The 20937-nt window shown below is 70.4% G+C and carries 21 protein-coding genes; 9 read left to right on the forward strand and 12 right to left on the reverse strand.

Features of this window, described 5'->3' with window-relative positions:
• Window positions 1-82: 82 nt before the first annotated feature.
• The 3 genes from ABZ470_RS33730 to ppk2 are packed head-to-tail and all read right to left on the reverse strand — an operon-like array spanning window position 83 to window position 2090.
• The gene (locus ABZ470_RS33730; RefSeq protein WP_362916482.1) at window positions 83-742 is read right to left on the reverse strand and encodes a Trp biosynthesis-associated membrane protein; all 660 of its coding nucleotides are present in this window, start codon (window positions 740-742) and stop codon (window positions 83-85) included.
• Entirely contained in the window at window positions 739-1086 is a 348-nt protein-coding gene (gene hisI, locus ABZ470_RS33735) for a phosphoribosyl-AMP cyclohydrolase (protein ID WP_362916484.1), read from the reverse strand. The genes ABZ470_RS33730 and hisI overlap by 4 nt, the downstream gene beginning before the upstream one ends.
• Before the next feature lie 44 nt (window positions 1087-1130).
• A complete protein-coding gene (gene ppk2 / locus ABZ470_RS33740) occupies window positions 1131-2090 on the reverse strand; it encodes a polyphosphate kinase 2 (protein ID WP_362916486.1) in 960 nt (319 codons plus the stop codon).
• A gap of 486 nt (window positions 2091-2576) precedes the next feature.
• On the opposite strand from ppk2, the gene ABZ470_RS33745 reads away from it, so the two are divergent.
• The 4 genes from ABZ470_RS33745 to ABZ470_RS33760 are packed head-to-tail and all read left to right on the forward strand — an operon-like array spanning window position 2577 to window position 6348.
• Entirely contained in the window at window positions 2577-3641 is a 1065-nt protein-coding gene (locus tag ABZ470_RS33745; RefSeq protein WP_362916488.1) for an LLM class flavin-dependent oxidoreductase, read from the forward strand.
• On the forward strand, window positions 3638-4531 hold the full coding sequence (locus ABZ470_RS33750) for an amino acid ABC transporter permease (RefSeq protein WP_362916490.1): 894 nt from the start codon (window positions 3638-3640) through the stop codon (window positions 4529-4531). The genes ABZ470_RS33745 and ABZ470_RS33750 overlap by 4 nt, the downstream gene beginning before the upstream one ends.
• Entirely contained in the window at window positions 4528-5292 is a 765-nt protein-coding gene (locus ABZ470_RS33755; RefSeq protein WP_362916492.1) for an amino acid ABC transporter ATP-binding protein, read from the forward strand. The genes ABZ470_RS33750 and ABZ470_RS33755 overlap by 4 nt, the downstream gene beginning before the upstream one ends.
• Window positions 5293-5337: 45 nt before the next feature.
• The gene (locus ABZ470_RS33760; protein ID WP_352009048.1) at window positions 5338-6348 is read left to right on the forward strand and encodes an ABC transporter substrate-binding protein; all 1011 of its coding nucleotides are present in this window, start codon (window positions 5338-5340) and stop codon (window positions 6346-6348) included.
• Between the two features lie 38 nt (window positions 6349-6386).
• Here the strand turns inward: ABZ470_RS33760 and ABZ470_RS33765 are convergent, their stop codons facing one another.
• Entirely contained in the window at window positions 6387-8159 is a 1773-nt protein-coding gene (locus ABZ470_RS33765) for an ABC transporter ATP-binding protein (RefSeq protein WP_352009047.1), read from the reverse strand.
• Entirely contained in the window at window positions 8156-9946 is a 1791-nt protein-coding gene (locus ABZ470_RS33770) for an ABC transporter ATP-binding protein (RefSeq protein WP_352009046.1), read from the reverse strand. Before ABZ470_RS33770 ends, ABZ470_RS33765 begins: the two co-directional genes overlap by 4 nt.
• Window positions 9947-10190: 244 nt before the next feature.
• On the opposite strand from ABZ470_RS33770, the gene ABZ470_RS33775 reads away from it, so the two are divergent.
• Window positions 10191-10823, forward strand: coding sequence for a TIGR03085 family metal-binding protein (locus ABZ470_RS33775; RefSeq protein ID WP_362916494.1), 633 nt, complete (start codon window positions 10191-10193; stop codon window positions 10821-10823).
• A gap of 22 nt (window positions 10824-10845) precedes the next feature.
• On the opposite strand, the gene ABZ470_RS33780 is transcribed toward ABZ470_RS33775, so the two are convergent.
• On the reverse strand, window positions 10846-11736 hold the full coding sequence (locus tag ABZ470_RS33780; protein WP_362916496.1) for a hypothetical protein: 891 nt from the start codon (window positions 11734-11736) through the stop codon (window positions 10846-10848).
• Window positions 11737-12261: 525 nt separating this feature from the next.
• Window positions 12262-12993, reverse strand: a complete 732-nt coding sequence (locus tag ABZ470_RS33785) for a MerR family transcriptional regulator (protein WP_352009043.1) — start codon at window positions 12991-12993, stop codon at window positions 12262-12264.
• A gap of 88 nt (window positions 12994-13081) precedes the next feature.
• Between ABZ470_RS33785 and ABZ470_RS33790 the strand changes: the two genes are divergently transcribed.
• The 3 genes from ABZ470_RS33790 to ABZ470_RS33800 all read left to right on the forward strand — a co-directional run bounded on the left by ABZ470_RS33790 (window position 13082) and on the right by ABZ470_RS33800 (window position 16087).
• Window positions 13082-14059, forward strand: coding sequence for a hypothetical protein (locus tag ABZ470_RS33790; RefSeq protein WP_362916498.1), 978 nt, complete (start codon window positions 13082-13084; stop codon window positions 14057-14059).
• Between the two features lie 332 nt (window positions 14060-14391).
• Window positions 14392-14553 carry a hypothetical protein gene (locus ABZ470_RS33795; protein ID WP_184714415.1) on the forward strand — a complete coding sequence of 54 codons (162 nt, stop codon included), beginning with the start codon at window positions 14392-14394 and terminating at the stop codon, window positions 14551-14553.
• A gap of 139 nt (window positions 14554-14692) precedes the next feature.
• On the forward strand, window positions 14693-16087 hold the full coding sequence (locus tag ABZ470_RS33800) for a glutamine synthetase family protein (protein ID WP_362916500.1): 1395 nt from the start codon (window positions 14693-14695) through the stop codon (window positions 16085-16087).
• 2 nt (window positions 16088-16089) lie between these two features.
• Here the strand turns inward: ABZ470_RS33800 and ABZ470_RS33805 are convergent, their stop codons facing one another.
• Both ABZ470_RS33805 and ABZ470_RS33810 read right to left on the reverse strand, forming a co-directional pair.
• Window positions 16090-17511, reverse strand: a complete 1422-nt coding sequence (locus ABZ470_RS33805; protein ID WP_362916502.1) for an MFS transporter — start codon at window positions 17509-17511, stop codon at window positions 16090-16092.
• 76 nt (window positions 17512-17587) lie between these two features.
• Window positions 17588-18076 carry a MarR family winged helix-turn-helix transcriptional regulator gene (locus ABZ470_RS33810; RefSeq protein ID WP_352009039.1) on the reverse strand — a complete coding sequence of 163 codons (489 nt, stop codon included), beginning with the start codon at window positions 18074-18076 and terminating at the stop codon, window positions 17588-17590.
• 374 nt (window positions 18077-18450) lie between these two features.
• Between ABZ470_RS33810 and ABZ470_RS33815 the strand changes: the two genes are divergently transcribed.
• Window positions 18451-18921: a hypothetical protein gene (locus tag ABZ470_RS33815; protein ID WP_362916504.1), complete on the forward strand. Its 471-nt coding sequence runs from the start codon at window positions 18451-18453 to the stop codon at window positions 18919-18921.
• A gap of 169 nt (window positions 18922-19090) precedes the next feature.
• Here the strand turns inward: ABZ470_RS33815 and hisF are convergent, their stop codons facing one another.
• Genes hisF through ABZ470_RS33830 form a run of 3 tightly spaced genes read right to left on the reverse strand, consistent with a single transcriptional unit; the run spans window position 19091 to window position 20923 of the window.
• On the reverse strand, window positions 19091-19861 hold the full coding sequence (hisF, locus tag ABZ470_RS33820; RefSeq protein WP_352009037.1) for an imidazole glycerol phosphate synthase subunit HisF: 771 nt from the start codon (window positions 19859-19861) through the stop codon (window positions 19091-19093).
• A complete protein-coding gene (priA, locus tag ABZ470_RS33825; RefSeq protein WP_352009036.1) occupies window positions 19858-20577 on the reverse strand; it encodes a bifunctional 1-(5-phosphoribosyl)-5-((5-phosphoribosylamino)methylideneamino)imidazole-4-carboxamide isomerase/phosphoribosylanthranilate isomerase PriA in 720 nt (239 codons plus the stop codon). The genes hisF and priA overlap by 4 nt, the downstream gene beginning before the upstream one ends.
• 4 nt (window positions 20578-20581) lie before the next feature.
• Window positions 20582-20923, reverse strand: coding sequence for a hypothetical protein (locus tag ABZ470_RS33830; protein ID WP_352009035.1), 342 nt, complete (start codon window positions 20921-20923; stop codon window positions 20582-20584).
• Window positions 20924-20937 lie beyond the last annotated feature (14 nt).

Genomic DNA, 20937 nt, shown 5'->3' on the forward strand with positions numbered 1-20937 from the left:
TGCGGCGAAATCCTAGCGAAATCAGATCATCGCGGCGGCGGGCCGCCTAGTCCGTGGGCAAGTTGTGACCGTACGGCGCGGCTCAGCGCCCGTCCCGTCCTGGGTCGGCAGCGGGCTCGGCGGTGGAGTCCGTGGCGGGACCCGTGGCGGAATCAGTGGCGGGGTCGGCTGTCGGGTCGGCGCCGAGGTCGATGGCGTCCCACATGGCCCGGCCGCTGCCCGAGGCTCCGGCGCGCGTGAGGGCCTCGCTCCCCCGAGCCGCGCCCCTGCGCTCGTAGCGCTCCGACATGCCGGGCCAGTTCACGCTCCACAGCGCGGCGACCGCTCCCCCGGCGAGCAGCACCAGGCCGCCCGCCCCGGCGAGCACCGGCCAGAGGAGGTGGCCGGTGGCCCGCGCCGTCTCGGCGGCCGCGGCCATGGGCGCGTGCCCGGCCGCGGCGGCGAGACCGGCGTCGGCTCCGCCGCCGGCTACCACCGCGACGATCACCCCTGCCCCGCACAGCGCCATCACGACGCCGATGGCCCTGCGCCACACGCCTCGCGTCGCGAGCACCGCGACCACCGCGGCCAGCGCCGCCCAGGCCGCGGGCGCCAGGGCGGGGGCGAGTTCGGCGGCGGAGACGGGCACGGCGCGCGTGCCGTACCTCACCGTGACCCAGTCGCGGCCCGCGGCCAGCAGCACCAGGCCCGCGCCCGCCGCGCACGCGGCGACCCAGGTCCACAGCGCCCGGCCCGCTCTCACGCCGGGGTCACCGCCAGCCGGTCGGCGTCGAAACAGGTCCGGTCACCGGTGTGGCAGGCGGCGCCCACCTGGTCGACCTTCAGCAGGATCGTGTCGCCGTCGCAGTCGAGGGCGACGGACCTGACGTGCTGGAGGTTGCCCGAGGTCTCGCCCTTGACCCAGTAGGACCGGCGGCTGCGCGACCAGTAGGTGGCACGGCCGGTGGTGAGCGTGCGGTGCAGCGCCTCGTCGTCCATCCAGGCGAGCATGAGCACCTCGCCGGTGTCGTGCTGCTGGACCACGGCGGGCACCAGTCCGTCGGCGGTGCGCTTCAGTCGGGCCGCGATGGCCGGGTCAAGGGGCATGTGGCAATTGTGCCGCACCTGGGCGGAGGTCCCGCGTCCGGCGGTCAGCGGGTGCGGTCGTCGTCGAACAGGTCGGCCGCGTGCACGACGATCCTGGGGTCGGGCCCGCCGACGATCTCGTGGTCCTTGTTGGTGTACTCGAACCGGCTCAGGAGGTAGCGCATGGCCTCGACCCTGGCCCGCTTCTTGTCGTTGCTCTTGATCACCGTCCACGGCGCCTCCTCCGTGTCGGTGTGCAGGAACATGTCTTCCTTGGCCTGGGTGTACTCGTCCCACTTGTCCAGCGACTCCAGGTCCATCGGCGACAGCTTCCACTGCCGCACCGGGTCGACCTGGCGGATGATGAAACGGGTGCGCTGCTCGGAGCGGGAGACCGAGAACCAGAACTTCACCAGGTGGATGCCGTCGCGGACGAGCATGCGCTCGAAGGCCGGCGCCTGCTCCATGAACTCCGTGTACTCCTCCGGCGTGGCGAAGCCCATCACGCGCTCAACCCCGGCGCGGTTGTACCAGGAGCGGTCGAAGAAGACCATCTCCCCCGCGGCGGGCAGATGGGAGACGTAGCGCTGGAAGTACCACTGGGTGCTCTCACGCTCGCTCGGCTTCTCCAGGGCGACCACGGTGGCCCCGCGCGGGTTGAGGTGCTCCATGAACCGCTTGATCGTGCCGCCCTTGCCCGCCGCGTCGCGCCCCTCGAACAGGATCAGCAGCCGCCCGCCGGTGTCCTTGATCCAGTACTGCAGTTTGAGGAGCTCGATCTGGAGCAGCCGCTTGGTCCTGTCGTACTCCGAACGGTCCATCCGCTCCGGGTAGGGATACCTCTCCCGCCAGGTGTCCACCGGGGTGCCGTCCAGCCGTACGAGCACGGGGTCGTCATCGTCGTCGTCGAGGACCCGCAGATTCGGCAGTTCGTCGAGCAGGTCGCTGCGGGACGCGGCGGAGCGCGCGTCGAGCACGGGGTACCTGCTGCCCCGCGCGGGTTCCTCACCCACCAGATCGGTCATGGACGTCCTTCCCGCTTCCCCCCGGCGGGAGCCCGGGGCGGTGGTCCCGCGGCTCCCTTACCTCCATCTCAGCACGTTAATCCCCGACATAAGGACATCAACAGCCCATTTGACGACCTGTAGGCCACTGTTCATCCCTCCTCACTTCCCCCATGACAATAAACCCACTAAACCAGTAGGTCTTGACGGGATTTGGTTCCTGTGTTGGAGTGAGGCCATGCAGGCTGAGCTCCCACCGGCGGTCCGCGGTCACCTCGCGCCGTGCCGCGCGCTGTCCCGTTCCTGTCGCCACTGACCTCGCGCCACCGGCCCCGCCCATCCGGTGCCGCGCGCCACCACGAGCCACCGCGAGCCACCGCGCCGCCGTCCCCGCTCCGGACGCCCCCGCCCAGACGACCTGCCAGAAAGGCCTCAGTCATGCCCGTCGAGTTCCTAGGCATAGGCGCCACGAACGACGGATCGGAGACCAGACCCCGCTCCGGGCCCGTGTTCGACAGACAGTTCACGCTACGGCTGGCGCGGGCCCACCACGAGCACGGCTGGGACCGGATCCTGTTCGCCTACGGCTCGGGCTCGCCGGACCCCGCGCAGGTGGCCGCCCTCGTCGCCGGGCAGGTCGAGGGGATACAGCTCCTGCTCGCCCACCGGCCGAACGTCTCCTACCCGACGTTCGCCCTGAAGACCTTCGCCACACTCGACCAGATCAGCGGCGGCAGACTGACCGTGCACTTCATCACCGGGGGCAACGACCGCGAGCAGGCCCGCGAGGGCGACCGCCTGTCCAAGGACCGGCGCTACGGGCGCACCCGGGAGTACATCCAGATCGTCAAGAAGGGCTGGACGTCCAGGACCCCCTTCTCCCACGAGGGAGAGCACTACCACTTCGACGACTTCCTGTCCGACGTCTTCCCCGTGCAGCAGCCCCGTCCGCTGGTCTCCTTCGGCGGCTCCTCCCCCGCGGCGTACGCGGCGGGCGGCGCCGAGGCCGACATCTACTGCCTGTGGGGCGAGCCGCTGGCCCAGACCGCCGAGCAGATCGCCGCGGTCAGGAGCGCGGCGCTCGCGTCGGGACGCAGGGACCTGCCCAGGTTCCAGGTGGCCTTCCGGCCCGTCATCGCGCCGACCGAGGAGAAGGCCTGGGAGAAGGCGGCCCGCACGCTTGAGGCGATCAAGTCGCGTGGTGCCTCCTCCCGGCGGCTGCCCGCGGGCCACGCCCCGGAGAACGCGGGCTCACAACGGCTCGTCGCGATCGCCGCCGGGGGCGACAGGTACGACCGCGCGCTGTGGACCCCGACCGCCGCGGCCACCGGCGGGGCGGGCAACTCCACCGCCCTGGTCGGCACCCCGGAGACCGTGGCCCAGGCGCTGCTCGACTACTACGACCTCGGCGTGGAGATCCTGTCCGCGCGCGGCTACGACCTGCTTGAGGACGCCGTCGACTTCGGCCGTCACGTCATCCCCATCGTCCGCGAGGAGGTGGCCAAGCGGGACCGCGAGCGTGAGGCCGCCGAGTCCCGGCAGTACCCGGCGACCAGTCTGGCGGGCCGGTGAGCCGCCCCGCGGTCGAGACCCGGCCGCAGGACGACACGGACTCCGGGACGGCCGGCCCGGACGCCCCGCCCGCGCTGCGGGTCGTCACCACCAGGCATCCCGGCCGGTGGGCGGCGGCGGCCGGGGTCGGCGTACTGCTCGCCATGGCGGCGAGCGCGCTGATCACCAACCCCGCCTGGGACTGGAACGTCGTCGGGGAGTACCTGTTCGCGCCCTCGGTGCTGCACGCCGTGCTGTTCACACTCCAGCTCACCGCGCTCGGCATCGGCATCGGCTTCCTGCTCGGCACCGTGCTCGCGATCATGCGCCTGTCGAGGAACCCGCTGCTGTCCTCGGTCGCCTGGGGCTATGTAGCGCTGTTCCGGTCGATCCCGCTCATCCTGCAACTGCTGTTCTGGTACAACCTGGCGCTGCTGTACCAGCGGATCTCCTTCGGCGTTCCGTTCGGCCCCTCCTTCTTCGACATCGGGACCATGGACCTGATCAGCCCGGTCACCGCCGCCGTGCTCGGGCTCGGGCTGCACCAGGCCGCCTACTGCTCCGAGATCGTCAGGGCGGGGCTGCTCTCGGTCGACCCGGGCCAGCGCGAGGCCGCCGCCGCATTGGGCATCCCCTGGAGAAGACAGCTGTTCAGGATCGTCCTTCCGCAGGCCATGCGCTCGATCGTGCCCACCGCGGGCAACGAGATCATCGGCCTGGTCAAGGGCACCTCGGTGGTCTACATCATGGCCCTGCCCGAGCTCTTCTACCAGATCCAGGTGATCTACAGCCGCAACGGCAGGGTCATCGCGCTGCTGCTCGTCGCGACCGTCTGGTACCTGATCATCACCTCCGTGCTGTCCGTCGCGCAGTACTACGTCGAACGTCACTACGCCAGGGGTCGCAGATGAGCGCCGTGATGGTCGACCTGCGGGGCGTGCACAAGAGCTTCGGCCCCCTGAAGGTCCTGCGTGGCGTCGACCTGCGGGTCGCCAGGGGCGAGGTCACCGTGATCCTCGGCCCCTCGGGCTCCGGCAAGTCGACCCTGCTGCGCACCGTCAACCACCTGGAGAAGGTGGACAGCGGATCGGTGCGCGTCGACGGTGAGCTGGTCGGCTACCGGCAGTCCGGCGACAGGCTCTACGAACTGCGTGAACGCGAGATCCTGCGGCAGCGGACCCGGATCGGGTTCGTCTTCCAGCACTTCAACCTCTTCCCGCACCTGACCGCGCTGGAGAACGTCGTCGAGGCGCCGCTGTCCGCGCAGCGAAGACCCCGGGCCGAGGTGCACCGGCTGGCCGTACGGCTGCTCGACCGGGTCGGCCTGGCCGACAGGAAGGACGCCTACCCCGGGCAGCTGTCCGGAGGGCAGCAGCAGCGGGTCGCCATCGCCCGCGCGCTCGCCCTGGAGCCGAAGGTCATCCTCTTCGACGAGCCGACCTCCGCGCTCGACCCCGAACTGGTCGGCGAGGTGCTCGACGTGGTGAAGGACCTCGCCAGGAGCGGCACCACCATGATCGTCGTCACCCACGAGATCGGGTTCGCCCGCGAGGTGGCCGACACCGTCGTCTTCATGGACGACGGGCGCGTCGTCGAACAGGGCCCGCCCGTCCAGGTTCTCGACTCCCCCCGGCACGAACGGACCCGCTCCTTCCTCAGCAAGGTCCTCTGATCCGTGACAACCCCTCCCTGCGATTCCCAGAAAAACAGGACTGAAATGTCGTTCCTCTCCAGGCTCAAGCCCGCCCTCCTCACCGCACCGCTTCTGCTCGCCGCCGCCTGCGGCTCGACCGGGACCACCTCCGCCGCCCCCCGGAGCGACGCCAAGCCCGCCGAACAGGCCTCCGCCCCCGCGGGAACCGGCGGCTCGAAGATCAACATCTCTCCGCAGCAGAACCGGATCCGGGCGGAGAAGGTCGACGCGATCGCCGCCCAGGTGCCCGAGGCGATCCGCGCGAAGGGTGAGCTGGTCGTCGGCTTCAGCGGGGAAGGCGCGCCGCCGCTGACCTTCCTCGCCGACGACGACCGCACCGTCATCGGCGTGGAGACCGACATCGCCCACATCGTGGCCGACGTCCTCGGCCTGAAGGCCAGGGAGGAGGTCACCTCCTGGGAGAACCTGTTCCTCTCGGTGAAGTCCGGAAAGTACGACGTGGCCTTCAACAACGTCACGGTGACCGAGGAGCGCAAGGACATCTACGACTTCGCCACCTACCGGGTCGACCAGCTCGCCTGGCAGACGGCGAAGAACAGCCCGATCACCTCGATCAAGCAGCCCTCGGACATCGCCGGGCGCCGGGTCGCGGTCGGCTCGGGCACCAACCAGGAGAAGATCCTGGTCGACTGGGACACGCAGAACCAGAAGGCGGGCCTGAAGCCCGCGCAGATCCAGAACTACCAGAAGTACGTCGACGCCCTGCTGTCCCTGAAGTCGGGCCGCATCGAGGCCTACTTCGGCCCCAACCCCTCCCTCTCCTACCAGGACGCCGTCGGCGGCGACACCAAGATCGTCGGCACCGTCTCGGGCGCGGGCCCCGACCTGCAGGGCCTGATCGCGGCCATGACCAAGAAGGACAACGGCCTCGTCAAACCGCTCAACGCCGCGATCAACGAACTCATCGGGAACGGCAAGTACGGCGAGGTGCTCAAGCGCTGGAACCTCTCCAACGAGGCCATCCCCGAGTCGCTGGTCAACCCGCCCGGCCTGCCCAGGCAGACGGCGAAGTGACGGCCCCGGGCGGCGCGCCGCCGCCCGGGAACCCGTGGTCAGGATCTGGCGGCCGAGACCCAGGAGGCGTGCAGGCCCGCGTAGACGCCGGGCTCGCCGACCAGCTCGGCGTGCGGGCCGCGCTGGACGATGCGGCCCCCGTCGAAGACCAGCACCTCGTCGGCGGCCTCCGCGGTGGACAGGCGGTGGGCGATGGAGACCGCGGTACGGCCCCGCGTCACCCCGTCCAGCGCGCGGGCCAGGCGTACCTCGGTCGCCGGGTCGACGGCGGAGGTGGCCTCGTCGAGCAGCAGCAGGTCGGGGTCGGCCAGGTAGGCGCGGACCAGGGCGACGAGCTGGCGCTCCCCCGCGGACAGGGACTCCCCCCGCTGACCGACCGGGGTGGCCAGGCCCTCGGGCAGTCCTTCGAGCCAGTCGGCCAGCCCCAGCTCGGTCAGGGCGAGCAGGATCTCCTCGCTCGTCGCCGAGGGACGGCCGAAGCGGATGTTCTCCTCCAGGGTGCCGTCGAACAGGAAGCCGTCCTGCGGCACCATGACGATGCGCTCGCGCAGCGAGGAGAAACGGACCCCGCGCAGGTCGTGCCCGTCGACGGTGACCCGGCCCGTGACCGGGTCCATCAGGCGGGTCAGCAGCTTGGCGAAGGTCGTCTTGCCCGAACCGGTCTCCCCCACGACCGCGATCCGCGAGCGCGGCGGGATGTCCACCGTGACGCCGGTCAGCACCGGCGCGCCACCCGGGTAGGAGAAGCCGACCTCCTCGAAGGACACGGAGATGGGGCCGCGCGGCAGCTCGACGCCGTCCTCGCCGGGGTCGGCGACGTCCGGCGGCGTGTCGAGCACGCCGAGGATGCGGCGCCAGCCGGCGATGGCGTTCTGCGCCTCGTTGAGCATCTCGGTCGCGGTCTGCAGCGGCGAGACGAACAGCGTGATCAGGAACAGGAAGGCGATCAGGCGCCCCGCGGTGATGTCGCCGGCGACGCCCAGTCGTACGCCGATCAGCACGACCGCGGTCGTCGCCAGCGCCGCGACGATCTCCGTCACCGGGAAGACCGTGGCGACGATGCGCTGGGTGCGGGCCTGCGCGGCCTTGTTCGCCTCGATGGTCACATCCAGCCGCTCGGCGGTGCGGGCCTCCGAGCCGTGGGCCCTGATCACCGCCGCCCCGACGACCGACTCGCCGACCGCGGCGAGCATGTCGCCCGCGCGCTCACGCACCTGCGTGTAGGCGCCGGAGAGCCACCGCTGGAAGCGCGGCAGCACGATCATGAGCGGCAGGAAGCACAGCCAGACCGTCAGGGCGAGCTGCCAGGAGTAGACGAACATCAGCACGGTCGCGACGAGGAGCTGGCCCAGGGCGATGATGATCATCAGCCCGCCCCACTGCATGAAGACGCTGATCTGGTCCACGTCCCCGGTGACCCTGGAGACCAGGGCGCCACGCCGCTCGGAGTTCTGGGTGAGCACCGACAGGTCGTGCACGTGCCGGAAGCCGCGTGTCCTGAGGGTCGCGAGGGAGGCCTCGGTCGCCTGGTACAGACGCACGTTCATCAGGTAGGCGCACAGCGCGGTGAGCACGACGGCCGCCGCGCACAGCAGCACGGCGCCGCGGATGTAGGGCAGGTCGGGGACCGCGCCCTTCAGTCCCGTGTCGATGGTCTGCTGGACGGCGATCGGGACGATGACCTTGCCGATCGTCGCCAGCACGGCGAGCGCGAGCGTCCCGGCGATCCCCTTGCGGAACTCCGGTGTCAGCGACAGGCCGTGCCGTACGGTGGCCAGCGCCGACCTTTCGACGCCGTGGAGCGAACTCACGCGCTGACCTCTTCCTCTTTCTCGGCTTCCTCGGCGTCGAGCGCCTCGCGCTCGGCCTCCTCACGTTCGTAGGCGGTGACCAGGTTGCGGTACCCCTCGCACCTCGGCAGCAGCAGCTCGTGCGGGCCCTGGTCGGTCACCCTGCCGTGTTCGAGGTAGACGACCTCGTCGGCCAGGGCGATGGTGGCCATCCGGTAGGCGACGACGACCACGGTCGATGCCTGGGCGGTGTCCCGCAGGCCCTGCAGGATCTTGGCCTCCACCTGGGGGTCGACGCTGGAGGTCGCGTCGTCCAGGACGAGCAGCCTGGGGCGGCGGACCAGCGCGCGGGCCAGGGCCAGGCGCTGGCGCTGGCCCCCGGACAGGGAGGTGCCCCGCTCGCCGACCCTGGTGTCGAGCCCTCCGGGCAGGGCGCTGACGAAGCCGTCGGCCTGGGCCAGGCGCAGCGCCGCCCAGACCTCCTCGTCTCCCACGGGCAGGCCGAGGGTGACGTTGCCCCGCACGGTGTCGTCGAACAGGAAGGTCTGCTGCGGTACCAGTGCCACCGCCTCGCTGACCCCGCCGCGGGCCACCTCGCGCAGGTCGACCCCGTCGATGAGAACGGCCCCCCGCGCCGGGTCGACCAGGCGGACGAAGGTCTGGGCGAGCGTGGACTTGCCCGAGCCGGTCGGCCCGACCAGCGCCACCGTACGGCCGGGCGGGACGTCGAGGTCGACCTCGTGCAGCACCGCGGAGTCCCCGTAGGAGTAGCCGAGGCCCTGTACCCGCAAACCCGCGGGCTTCTCCCCGGTCAGGGTCGCCGAGCCGTACTCCATGGAGCCGGTCGTGTCGAGCACGGCCCGCACCCGCTCGTAGCCGACGACGGCGCGGGGCAGCTCGGCCAGGACCCAGCCGAGGGCGCGGATGGGGAAGGCGAGCAGGGTGAACAGGTAGGCGACCTGGACCAGCACACCAGGGGTGATCGCCCCGCTCTCCAGGCGTCCCGCGCCGACCAGCAGCACGGCGAGCACGCCCAGGATCGGCAGTGCTTCGAGGAGGGGGTCGAACAGGCCCCGCACCCGGCCGACAGCGATGTTGGCGTCGCGCAGTTCCTCGGCTCCGGCGCGGAACCTGGCGGTCTCCTCGTCCTCACGGCCGAGGGTCTTGACGACCAGGGCCCCGTCGAAGCTCTCGTGCGCGACCTCGCTCACCTCGGCGCGCAGTTGCTGGGCCCTGGTGGCCAGTGGGCTGAGCCTGCGCTGGTAGACGAAGTTGAGCACGGCGATGGCCGGGAAGATCAGGAACCCGACCAGGGCGAGGACCGGGTCGGTGGCCACCAGCGCCACGGCCGCGGTGACCAGCATGACGACCACGCCGACGGCCATCGGCAACGGGGCGAGCGGCGCCCAGGCCGCCTCGGCGTCGGCGCTGGCGTTGGACAGCAGCTGGCCGGTCGGGTGCTTGTGGTGCCAGGCCAGGGGGAGCCTGAGGTACTGGCGGGTGACCTCCCTGCGGGAGCGCGCCTGCATCCGGTACTGCATGACGCCCGCGAAGTAGCGCCGTCCCGCGACGCCCGTCGCCTTGAGCAGCGCGACACCGAGGATGAGGAGGACGGCGGTGGTGAGCGCGCCGTCCGCGACCCGGCCCTCGGCGAGGGAGGGAAGCACGAGGTTCTGGGTGGCCCACCCGAGAGCCCACGCGGAGGCGACCGTCATGACACCGTAGACGGCGCTTGACAGGACCGCGACGGCGAAGACCCCTCTCTCGGACCGGATGGCCACCCCCAGGACGCGGAACCCTTGACGCATGACGGCGGAGGTCACCTTGCTCGCCACTCGGGGGGTGTCCTTTCGTTGAGGTTGTCACTACTTATGTGACTATCACTCTCAATCAAGCACTTATTCCCCCACGCCCATGGATCAACTGCTTTCGTAGCATCAGTGACACCTCTCGGGCGTGGAGGCCACGAGGTTCACCCGCTTCCGGCCCCGGCTTCACCAAGTGTCGGGCATATCACGCTTTGTCATGACGTGGCATTGTTAGGATCGCCGGATGACGCATGCCAGCGCCGAACGCGCCGCGCTCGCCGACCTGCTCGACCGGCTCGGCCAGGACGCCCCGACCCTCTGCGAGGGCTGGACGACCTTCGACCTCGCCGCCCATCTCGTGCTGCGGGAGAGGCGCCCGGACGCCGCGGGTGGCATCGCGCTCGCCCCGCTGGCCCGCCGCACCGCCTCGGTCCAGGAGTCCCTGAAGGCCAGGTACGGCTACGCGGGCCTGACCCGGCTCATCCGCACCGGCCCCGGAGGCGTCTACCGCCTGGTTCCCCGGCTGGACGAACTGGTCAACCCCCTCGAATTCTTCGTCCACCACGAGGACGTCCGGCGCGCCCGTCCAGACTGGGAGCCACGCGAGCTTCCCCCCGGTCTCGACGAGGTCCTCTGGAGGCGGCTGCGGATCGTGGGACGCCTGCAACTGCGCAGGTCCCCGGTCGGCGTGGTGCTGCACCGCACCGGCGGCGGCGTCGTTCTCGGCGGCGGCCGGGGAGGCCCCCGGGTCGAGGTGCGGGGCACCGCGGGTGAGCTGACGCTGTTCTGCCTCGGCCGTCAGCGGCACGCCAGGGTCGAGACGATCGGCGGCGACGAGGCCGTCTCCCGGCTGCTGGGCGCGCCGCTGGACCTGTGACCGGCACCGGCGTGAACGCCAGTCAGCCGCACAGGCGCAGCAGCGGGCGATGCGGGTCGGAGTAGTGGTCCAGGACCCCGTCGCAGAAGCCCGCGTACGTCTCCATGAACAGGTGCGCCTTGGCCTGCCAGCTCTGCTCCGTCCCCTCGTCGATCCCGGGCATCCGGGCGAACAGCGCGCGGCTGAGCGCCCCGTGACGACGGGCCGCCCCGGCCCTGGCGTGCGCGCGCATCGGTTCGACGAAGCCGGGGGTCAGCCCCACCCGGTCACAGGCGGCCAGGAAGGGACAGCGGGCGGCGGGCCCCTCGTCCTCCGCTTCGAGACGCTCCTCGATGACGCCGATCGTGGCGACGAAGAACAGCGGGTCGGTCCGCGCCCACCAGGACAACATCTTGATCAGGGCGGCGGTCGTCGGCAGCGGACGGGCGCGCAGCAGGTCGCCGCGCGTGGCGCCGAGAGACCTGAAGGCGTGGACCGCGACGTCGTCGTGGCGCCTTCCCCTGCGGTCGAAGTCGTCGAGCGCCCCTCTGAGGTCGGCGTTCTCCGCCAGAGCCCGTACGGCTGAGCCGAGCTCGCTCTCCCTGGAGAGCAGGAACCAGTTCTCCAGCCCGAAGCCGAAGAAGACGTTGGGGTGCAGCCGCTGCGGGCGCTCCAGGATGCGCCTCCAGAACGGGCCGGTGAGGACCAGGTCCTCAAGGAGGTGGTTGAGGAGGCCCTCAAGACGGGCCAGGGCGGCCGTACCCGGGGAGAAGGCCGGCACGGCGGCGCCCTCGTCGATCAGCCCCTGCACCACGCCGGGCTCGACGACCTCGCGTACCGCCTCACCGTCGAGGCCGGTCTCGCGTTCCAGGTCCTCGATGGTCCTGCTGCCGTCGAGACGCCTGAGCAGGTCGAGAAAATCGTCCCTGCTCATGCCCTCCGGGACTTCGACCTCCAGAACCCCCGAGGGGGTATGCAATTCCGCCTCGCCCTTCTCACCGATGCGAAGGGAGGCTCGCAGACAAGGCTTTACCGGGAGGAAGTTCACAGCCAATGTCAATGTCCTTTGATGTCGGAGAACGCCCGAAGCGAGATGACACACGGGAGGAAGGCCCGTATCAAGGACACCGACCCCCCTGGTCGGTCATGACCGGTCACATCATCGGTGAGCGGCAGAAACAGCGGTCACCCCGACACAACGCCTGACCCGCACGGCACACCCCCTCAACTCCCCGTTGATCACAAAAAGCTACCCCGTCGTACATACTGACCGATTTACCAAGATGCCCTGATCAGTGTCAGACATTAAAGCCGCCACATACGCCCGTCAACCCTGACATACTCAGTTGACATGAATCTGCTTTTTCAGTTGATGTCTCTATGAGACTTACTTGAAGTGATTTTTCGTACTAAGACACCACACAGCGGGCGTTGCCCAAGTCCGCCACGCCCGGGACACTCAGGCCTCCGGCCCACCGCAGATCTCCCCTTCGGGAGCAGGCCCCTCGAAGGCGCCCCCCTGCCGCCGGACATCCTCCCAGTCCACGTTCTCCCACTGCGCGACCTTCCAGTCGTCGCCGAACAGACGGGCCGAGACGTTGGCCTGCGCGACCCGGCGCAGCGCCGCGACCAGCGCGTCCCCGAGCGAGGTCCCGACAACGACGATCTCGATCATGCGTTCCAGGTTCGGCTCCTCGGCCATGCCCGCGACGTCGGCCCTGGCGATCGTGCCCGCCGCCTCCGCGTAGTCGTCGAGCCGGTCGAGGATGCCGTCGTAGCCGAGCCCGCGCAGGGTCAGCAGCACCCCGGCCACGCTCCGCATCGGAGAACTGTCCGGGTGATGCCGCCAGCCGTGCCGGGCGATCAGTTCCTCGGCCTCGCGCATCGCCGCGGCCCATTCCTCCCCCTCCCCCGGCTCGCGCTTGGGCGTGATGCTCGTCTGGGCGTGGCCGAGACGGTCGTGCAGACCATGCGAGGGGTCGTCGAGATGACCGAGCACGTCGCGAATCTCAGCGATCGACAGACCGGCGTAGTCGGCCATGGCCCGTACCAGCTTGATCCGCCGCACGTGCTCCTGGCCGTATTTCGCCTGGTTAGGACTGGTCCGCTCCCCGCTGGGGAGCAGCCCCTCCCGCAGGTAGAACTTGATCATCGGGACCGAGACACCCGTCGCCCGACTCAGGTCCGCCATCCGCACCGCAACTGCCTCCTCTTGTGATCGCACCTGAGTTTAGCTATAGATAACGGATAAATCCGTTATCTATTGAAGGATCTTCTGGATGACCCGCTGGCATCGCCCGCTCCTCCTCATGTCCGCGATCATGGCCGTCCTGTCCGTGATCTCCCTCTTCGGTGTCCTCCTCGACCACCGCACCCTGGACGGCCTGCCCATCTGGCTCAAACCCCTGAAGTTCACCCTCTCCTTCGTCGCCTACGGGCTGACCTGGGCCTGGCTGCTGTCCCTGAGGCGTACGGCGCAGCGCGCGAGCCGGCTGCTGGGCAACGTGATGGCGATCGCGTGCGTCGTCGAGATCACGGTGATCATCAGCCAGGTCATCCGGGGGCGGCACAGCCACTTCAACTTCTCCACCGCGCTGGACTCCTCCCTGTACGCCCTGATGGGCACGACCGTCATGCTCCTCATGCTGGTCAACCTGGCCGCGGCCTTCCTGGTGCTGCGTGAGCGCCAGGCGACCCCGGCCGACACCTGGGCGATCCGCGTCGGGCTCGTCGTCTCGGCCGCCGGTCTCGGCGTGGCCGTCCTGATGCTCCCGCCGACCTCCGCCCAGCTCGCGGACGTCACCACCACGGTCCTCGGCGCGCACGGCGTCGGCGTCCCCGACGGCGGTCCCGGCCTGTCCCTGCTCGGCTGGAGCACCACCGGCGGCGACCTGCGCGTGCCGCACTTCTTCGGCATGCACGCCCTGCAGGCCCTGCCGCTGGTGGCCCTGCTCACCCGGGGAATCCGCGACCAGGCCGTCCGGCTGCGCCTGGTCCTGACCGCCGGAGCCTCCTACACCGGCCTGGTGGCGCTGGTGACCTGGCAGGCACTGCGCGGCCAGCCCCTGGTACGGCCCGACGCCCTCACCCTGGGCGTGGCGGGCCTGCTGCTGGCCGGTACGGCGATCGCCGTACCCCTGTGCCTGCTGCCGCTGCGTGGCGGGCGTGTGAGCCCCGCCGCGACCACGCCCGCCCCCGCCCTCGAACCCGCCGAGTCCGCGGACGACGCGCGGGAGGCCGCCGCGGTCGAGGCGTAGGGCTGCCAGGGGTCTTCAGGGGCCTCAGCACGAGGGAGAGGTTCCACGGCCGGCGCGAGGGGCCGGTTCGCTGGTCACACCCCCTGCCCGGGTGTCAACGATCTTCACGGCGCCCTAACGCTAGCGGTATATCTGGCATTCGGGATTGGACAGAACCGCTTCGCCACCGCACCATTGCGGAGGTGACTCATGCCAATCTCACGATCTGGCCATGGATTCCCACCGCTCAACAGGTATGATCATCAAAATCCGGGAGCCACCCGGGCCGAAGATGCCAAAGATCATTAAAATCCGGGTATAACGGCTGGGACTGGAGCAGCAGGAGGCCCCCCATGCAGGTCAAGAAGGTCGCCACCTATGTAGCGGTGGCGTTCGTGGCCTTTTATCTGTTCACCAGGCCCGCCGATGCGGCGAACGCGGTGAACGGAGTCTTCGACGGGATCGTGAGGGCGGCGGACCAACTGTCGCTGTTCTTCACACGTGTGTTGAGCTGACCGACGGTGGGGGTTTGCCCCACCTCTGACCTGTTTCTCCGGCGTTTCCGCATTCCGTACGCGGGACCGCGTACCCCGTGACGCCGCGTCGCCGCGCGATGTGCTTCCACCGTCCTGCGGGACGTGTTACGCAGGAAGCATGGCAGAGCGCTACAGCGTCACCGGGGTTCATCCTCTCGATCCCGAAGATCGGCGCGTCCTCGAACGCGTCGAGACGGAGGGCATCGAGCTGGTCCGTTTCCTGTACGCCGACCACGGCGGTGTGATCCGCGGCAAGGCCGCCTCACGCTCCCGGCTGGCGGAACGGCTCGGCTCCGGCATCGGGCACACCGTGGCGATGATGGCGATGAACATGCTCGACCAGCTTCAGGAGGTCGAGGGACTCGGTCCGGTCGGTGAGGTCCGTCTCGTTCCGGATCCGTCCACCTTCGTCGCCCTTCCCCACGCCCCCGGCGCCGCGGCCATGCTCGCGGACCTGCGCGAGATCGACGGCTCCCCGTGGGCGGCGTGCCCGCGCACCTTCCTCCGCGAGGCCGTGGCCGCCCTGTCCGAGGAGAGGCTCGTCGCGGTCGCCGCCTTCGAACCCGAGTTCACCCTGGGCCGCCGTGTCCCCGGCGCGGACGGGGAACCGGACAGGCTCCTTCCCCTCGACGACAGCCTCTGCTACGCCACGTCCGGTTTCGACCAGGCCCACGACTACGCCATGCGCCTGGTCCGCGCCCTGCAGGCGCAGGGCCTGCGGGTCGAGCACTACCATCCCGAGCTCGGCCACGGTCAGCAGGAGCTGTCCGTCCGCCACGCCCCGGCCATGCGCGCCGCCGACAACCAGGTCATCTACCGGGAGACCGTGCGCGGCGTCGCCTTCGGCATGTCGCTGTGGGCCTCCCTCGCCCCCAAGCCGATCGCCGACCAGGCCGGGAACGGGGCGCACCTGCACATCTCCCTGTGGGACCCCGAACTGCGCTCCAACGTCTTCAGCGACCCCGCCGACCGGTACGGCGTGTCGGCGACCGCCTACCGGTTCATCGGCGGCCTCATCGCGCACCTTCCCGCGCTCACCGCGCTGACCTGCGGCTCGGTGAACAGCTTCCGGCGGCTGGCACCGAGGATGTGGTCGAGCGCCTACGCCTGCTACGGCATGGACAACCGGGAGGCCGCGGTGCGGATCTGCTCCCCCATGCGAGGGGCGGCCGAGGCGTCGGCCAATCTGGAGATCAAGCCCTCCGACTCCTCCGCCAACCCCTACCTGTCCCTCGGTGCCGTCATCCACGCGGGCCTGGACGGCATCCGCAGGGGGCTCGACCCCGGCGAGGCCGTCGACGTGGACCCCGCCGCCCTCCCCGAGGGGAGCGTGCCCCGCCTGCCCCGGTCGCTGGATGAGGCCCTGGACGCCCTGGAGGCCGACGATCTGCTGATGAACGCCCTCGGCCCGCTCCGCTCCTCCGCCTACCTGGCCGTCAAGCGCTCCGAGGCCCGCGCCTTCGCGGCCGAGGACGTCTCCTACGAGCTGTTCAACCACTTCCGCGCCTTCTGAGGTCACCTGGTACGGCGTGGCTCACGCAGCACGAGGAGGGCGACGACGAGGGCCGTGGCGAGGAGTCCCGTGCCGACGGTGAAGGCCAGGCGGTAGCCGCCGGTCAGCGCCTCGGCCTGGCTTGCGCCGCCGGCGAGCAGGTCCCCGGTGCGGGAGGCCGCCAGGGTCGACAGCACCGCGACGCCCAGGGCCATGCCGATCTGCTGCGTGGTGTTGAACACCCCGGATGCCAGTCCGGCGTCCTCCTCCCCGGCGCCCGACATGCCGAGCGTGGTCAGCGCGGGGAGCGCGAGACCGAAGCCCGCCGCCAGCAGCATCACCGGAAGCAGGTCGGTGACGTAGTCGGCGCGCACCGGAAGCCGGGTGAGCAGCCCGAGGAGCGCGACCAGGAGCACCAGCCCCGCCAGCAGCACCCTGCGCTCCCCGAAGCGGACGTTGAGCCTGGCGGAGACCCCCAGGGAGACCACGCCGATGACCACGGCCGCGGGGAGCATCGCGAAACCGGTCTGGGCGGCGCCGTACCCGAGGACCCGCTGGAGATACAGGGCCAGGAGGAACTGGAAGGCGAACAGCGCGGCGACCATCAGGATCTGGACCAGGTTGGCCCCGGAGACGCCGCGTGACCTGAAGATCCGCAGCGGCATGAGCGGGGCCTTAGCGGTGGCCTGGCGGATGACGAACCCGGCGAGCAGAGCGAGGGTGAGGGCGCCGAGGCCGAGGGTGCGCGCCGAGAGCCAGCCGTGCTCCTCGACCCCGACCACGGTGTAGATGCCGAGCATCAGGCCGCCGGTGACCAGAAGGGCGCCGGGCACGTCGGCTCCCGCGGAGAGGCCGGGTCCCCGGTCCGCGGGCAGTACGGACGCCGCGACCGCGAGCGCCGCGATCCCGATCGGCAGGTTGATGAAGAAGATCCAGTGCCAGGTGAGGGCGTCGGTGAGGAGGCCGCCGAGCACCGACCCCAGGGTGGCGCCTCCCGCGCCGGTGAAGCTGAAGACGGCGATCGCCCTGGCGCGCTCCCCGGGGTCGGGGAACAGCGTCACCAGGATGCCCAGGCCGACCGCCGAGGCCGCGGCGCTGCCGACCCCCTGCAGAAAGCGGGCCACGATCAGCAGTTCGGCGCCGGTGGACACCCCCGCCAGCAGCGAGGAGGCGACGAACACCACGGTGCCCGCGAGGAAGACGCGTTTGCGGCCGATCAGGTCACCGAGTCGTCCGGCCAGCAGAAGCAGGCTGCCGAACGCGATCAGGTAGGCGTTGACCACCCAGCTCAGTCCGGCCGGGGAGAAGCCCAGGTCGTTCTGGATGGCCGGCATCGCCACGGTCACGATGCTGCCGTCGAGGACGGTCATCAGCAGGCTTGTGGCGATCGCTCCGAGGGCGATCCAGCGTGACCCGGTTGCCGGAGGGGCGGAGGTGACGGACATGGGTTCTCTCCTGTCGAATGAGGACGACAGGAGAGACCGTAGCAGATTGTTTTGTAATAGACGATTTTCTTCGGATCTAAGTTGTCCGCTGCCGGGCGCGCCGTACCGGCTGGGGGTTCTCCACGGGGGTGGCCAGATGGCCGGTCACCAGACGGCCGAGGGCCCGCAGGAGAATCTCCCGTTCCTCGTCGGGGATCGTGGCGAGGGCCTCCCGGTGCACACGGTCGACGATCTGCTGGCTCCGCTCGGCGATCCGCGCGCCCTCCTCGGTGACCGCGATGATCCGGGCCCGCCGGTCGGTGCCGGACGGGCGGCGCTCGGCGAGACCGGCCCGTTCCAGGGCGTCGACCGTCACCACCATCGTGGTCTTGTCCATGTCACCGATCTCGGCGAGCTGGATCTGGGTGCGCTCCTCCTCAAGGGCGTGCACCAGCACACAGTGCATGCGGGCCGTGAGCCCGATCTCGGCGAGCGCGGCCGACATCCGGGTCCGCAGGACATGGCCGGTGTGGTCCAGCAGGAACGACAGGTCGGGCGCTGTGCTGGTCGGTGCCATGGCGGTCATGCCCACCAGCATAGTCACCGGTTCCGTAGTGGATCGTCCGGTGAGAATCCATCACGGCGGTAGGAGCCCACCGGTTCTCCGACGGCCTCCTCACGCCGAACTGCGGCCCGGTGAACGGCTTCCGGCGCCGAGGAGGTGGTCGAGGCCCACACCTGCCACGGCCGTCACGTGCTCCGGGATCCGCGCCCCCGCGGACCGTCGGTCGTGTCCGCCGGAAGTGGAGCCGTCCGCCTGGATCCCCGGCCGTCCCAGCGGGTGCCCCGGGTTCGGACGGCCACCTCAACCGATCCTCAACGCGTTCTCAACATCTTCCGTCCTATGTTCCGACCCAGGAAGACGACGTTCCCCCTGGGACAACGATTGGAAAGGGCGACATGATGAGAAATCTTTCCGCCACCATCGCCGCCGGCGTACTCGCCGCGGGTCTCCTCGTTCCGGGGGCGGCCCACGCGGCCGCCCCCGGAACCGCGCTCGCGCCGACCGCGGCCTCTCTCCCCTCGGCCGGTGAGGCGGTCCACGCTTCGGCGCAGGCGCGCTGGTCCACCCTCTGGAGCGGCAGAGCGAACACCAAGAAGCTGCAGAGCCCCTCCCGGAACACCCGCGCCAAGGTGCTGCAGATCGTCGTCCAGTGCTGGAACGGCGGCGACGGCACGCGTGCCAAGGCCTACATCCAGCGCAGGTACGCGGGCCTCTGGATAACGGCAGGCGGGTCAAGCAGCGGTTACTGCGTCGGGGGGAAGATGTACCACCGCATCCGCAACGTACCGGCCGGCACCTACCGTGCCGTCATCACGCTCAGCCCCAAGGCCCACACGGTCAACGCGTGGTTCCAGCAGTACGGCTGATGCCGTGACCCGGATGCGGTTCCCGCCGGTCTCCGCCGCCGGGACCTGATCCGGGGTGGTCCGCAGACCTTCACGCGGGATCACGGCTCGCCCGTGGTCCCGCGTTCTCCCGGTCTCCTGCCCGGCGGAACCCGCCCTGGCGCCCCTCCCTCCGCCTTCGGCGGTGAGGTCAGCGAACCGGATGCCCCGCCCGCCGGAGCGTGTCCTTGACCTCGCCGATCTTCAACTGCCCGAAGTGGAACACCGAGGCCGCCAGGACCGCGTCCGCCCCCGCCTCGACGGCCGGGGGGAAGTCCTCAAGCGCCCCGGCCCCGCCGCTGGCGATCACCGGCACCGAGACCACCGCCCGCACCGCGCGGATCATCTCCAGGTCGTAGCCCTTCTTGGTGCCGTCGCCGTCCATGGAGTTGAGCAGGATCTCCCCGGCGCCGAGTTCCTCGGCTCTGCGGGCCCACTCGACCGCGTCGATCCCGGTGCCCCGGCGTCCTCCGTGGGTGGTGACCTCGAACCCGGAGGGAGTCGGCGGGCCGTCCACGACCCGGCGGGCGTCGACGGACAGCACAATGCACTGCGCGCCGTACCGCTGGGACGCCTCGGTCAGCAGTTCGGGCCTGGCGATGGCGGCCGTGTTCAGTCCCACCTTGTCCGCGCCCGCCCGCAGCAGCCTGTCCACGTCCTCGACCGAGCGCACTCCCCCGCCGACGGTCAGCGGGATGAAGACCTGTTCGGCGGTCCTGCGCACCACGTCGTAGGTCGTGGAACGGTCGGAGCTGGACGCCGTGATGTCCAGGAAGGTCAGCTCGTCGGCCCCTTCCGCGTCGTAACGGCGGGCCAGCTCGACCGGGTCCCCCGCGTCACGGAGGTTCTCGAAGTTGACCCCCTTGACCACCCGTCCGGCGTCCACGTCCAGGCAGGGGATCACACGTACCGCGACAGTCATCTGACCGCCGCCAGGGCGTCCTCAAGGGTGAAGGCCTGGGCGTAGAGCGCCTTGCCGACGATCGCGCCCTCGACGCCGAGCGGGACCAGCTCCGCCAGGGCGCGCAGGTCGTCCAGGGAGGAGACGCCGCCGCTGGCGACCACCGGCCGGTCGGTGCGGGAGCAGACCTCGCGGAGCAGGTCGAGGTTGGGGCCGCGCAGCGTGCCGTCCTTGGTGACGTCGGTGACGACGTAGCGGGGGCAGCCGTCGCGCTCAAGCCGCTCCAGCACCTCCCACAGGTCGCCGCCCTCCTCGGTCCAGCCTCGCGCGGCCAGGGTGGTGCCGCGCACGTCCAGGCCGATCGCGATGCGGTCGCCGTACTCAGCGATGATCTTGGAGCACCAGACGGGGTTCTCCAGCGCCGCGGTGCCGATGTTGACGCGACGGCAGCCGGTGGCCAGCGCCGACTCCAGGGAGGCGTCGTCGCGGATGCCGCCGGACATCTCGACCTTCACATCGAGCGCGCCGACCACCGAGGCCAGCAGCTCACGGTTGGAGCCCCGGCCGAAGGCCGCGTCGAGGTCGACCAGATGGATCCACTCGGCGCCCGCCTCCTGCCAGGCGAGCGCGGCGGACAGCGGGTCGCCGTAGGAGGTCTCGGTGCCTGCCGCCCCCTGGACCAGGCGGACCGCCTGGCCGTCCGCGACGTCCACGGCGGGCAGCAACTCTAGCGACATCTGATCAGGACCTCCGGTCGAAGACGAGAGTGACAAAAAGCGGTACGAGAAGAACAGAAATAACAAAGACCCCGAACCGTGCGGTCCACGAGGACCACAACAGCCAGGCGATGACCTGCGCAATGAGGAACAGGACCGCCACGACGCCGTTCTGGGCCCTGCGGCGGCGAGCCTTGATGCCGCGCTGGGCTGCGATTCTGACGGGCCTGCCGGGCAGGAACGCGGTGACCCGCCCGGCCAGCTCACGCCGCCGGGCGAGCCTGGCCTCCCGCACGGCGCGCAGGGCGGCCTGCCTGGCCTGCTCGGCCTCGCGTTCCGCCCTGCGCCTGGCCCGTTCCCTGCTCACGACGACCTCTGCGA

Source organism: Streptosporangium sp. NPDC020072 (assembly GCF_040631445.1).
GTDB lineage: Bacteria > Actinomycetota > Actinomycetes > Streptosporangiales > Streptosporangiaceae > Streptosporangium.

Bases quoted from the DNA above. Each gene is read 5' to 3' on its own strand.
- ABZ470_RS33755 (WP_362916492.1), top strand. From the start codon at position 4,528: ATGAGCGCCGTGATGGTCGACCTGCGGGGCGTGCACAAGAGCTTCGGC.
- ABZ470_RS33800 (WP_362916500.1), top strand. From the start codon at position 14,693: ATGGCAGAGCGCTACAGCGTCACCGGGGTTCATCCTCTCGATCCCGAA.
- hisF (WP_352009037.1), bottom strand. From the start codon at position 19,861: ATGACTGTCGCGGTACGTGTGATCCCCTGCCTGGACGTGGACGCCGGA.
- ABZ470_RS33780 (WP_362916496.1), bottom strand. From the start codon at position 11,736: ATGAGCAGGGACGATTTTCTCGACCTGCTCAGGCGTCTCGACGGCAGC.
- ABZ470_RS33775 (WP_362916494.1), top strand. From the start codon at position 10,191: ATGACGCATGCCAGCGCCGAACGCGCCGCGCTCGCCGACCTGCTCGAC.
- ABZ470_RS33795 (WP_184714415.1), top strand. From the start codon at position 14,392: ATGCAGGTCAAGAAGGTCGCCACCTATGTAGCGGTGGCGTTCGTGGCC.
- ABZ470_RS33805 (WP_362916502.1), bottom strand. From the start codon at position 17,511: ATGTCCGTCACCTCCGCCCCTCCGGCAACCGGGTCACGCTGGATCGCC.
- hisI (WP_362916484.1), bottom strand. From the start codon at position 1,086: ATGCCCCTTGACCCGGCCATCGCGGCCCGACTGAAGCGCACCGCCGAC.
- ABZ470_RS33790 (WP_362916498.1), top strand. From the start codon at position 13,082: ATGACCCGCTGGCATCGCCCGCTCCTCCTCATGTCCGCGATCATGGCC.
- ABZ470_RS33815 (WP_362916504.1), top strand. From the start codon at position 18,451: ATGATGAGAAATCTTTCCGCCACCATCGCCGCCGGCGTACTCGCCGCG.
- ABZ470_RS33770 (WP_352009046.1), bottom strand. From the start codon at position 9,946: ATGCGTCAAGGGTTCCGCGTCCTGGGGGTGGCCATCCGGTCCGAGAGA.
- ABZ470_RS33760 (WP_352009048.1), top strand. From the start codon at position 5,338: ATGTCGTTCCTCTCCAGGCTCAAGCCCGCCCTCCTCACCGCACCGCTT.
- priA (WP_352009036.1), bottom strand. From the start codon at position 20,577: ATGTCGCTAGAGTTGCTGCCCGCCGTGGACGTCGCGGACGGCCAGGCG.
- ABZ470_RS33785 (WP_352009043.1), bottom strand. From the start codon at position 12,993: ATGGCGGACCTGAGTCGGGCGACGGGTGTCTCGGTCCCGATGATCAAG.
- ppk2 (WP_362916486.1), bottom strand. From the start codon at position 2,090: ATGACCGATCTGGTGGGTGAGGAACCCGCGCGGGGCAGCAGGTACCCC.
- ABZ470_RS33810 (WP_352009039.1), bottom strand. From the start codon at position 18,076: ATGACCGCCATGGCACCGACCAGCACAGCGCCCGACCTGTCGTTCCTG.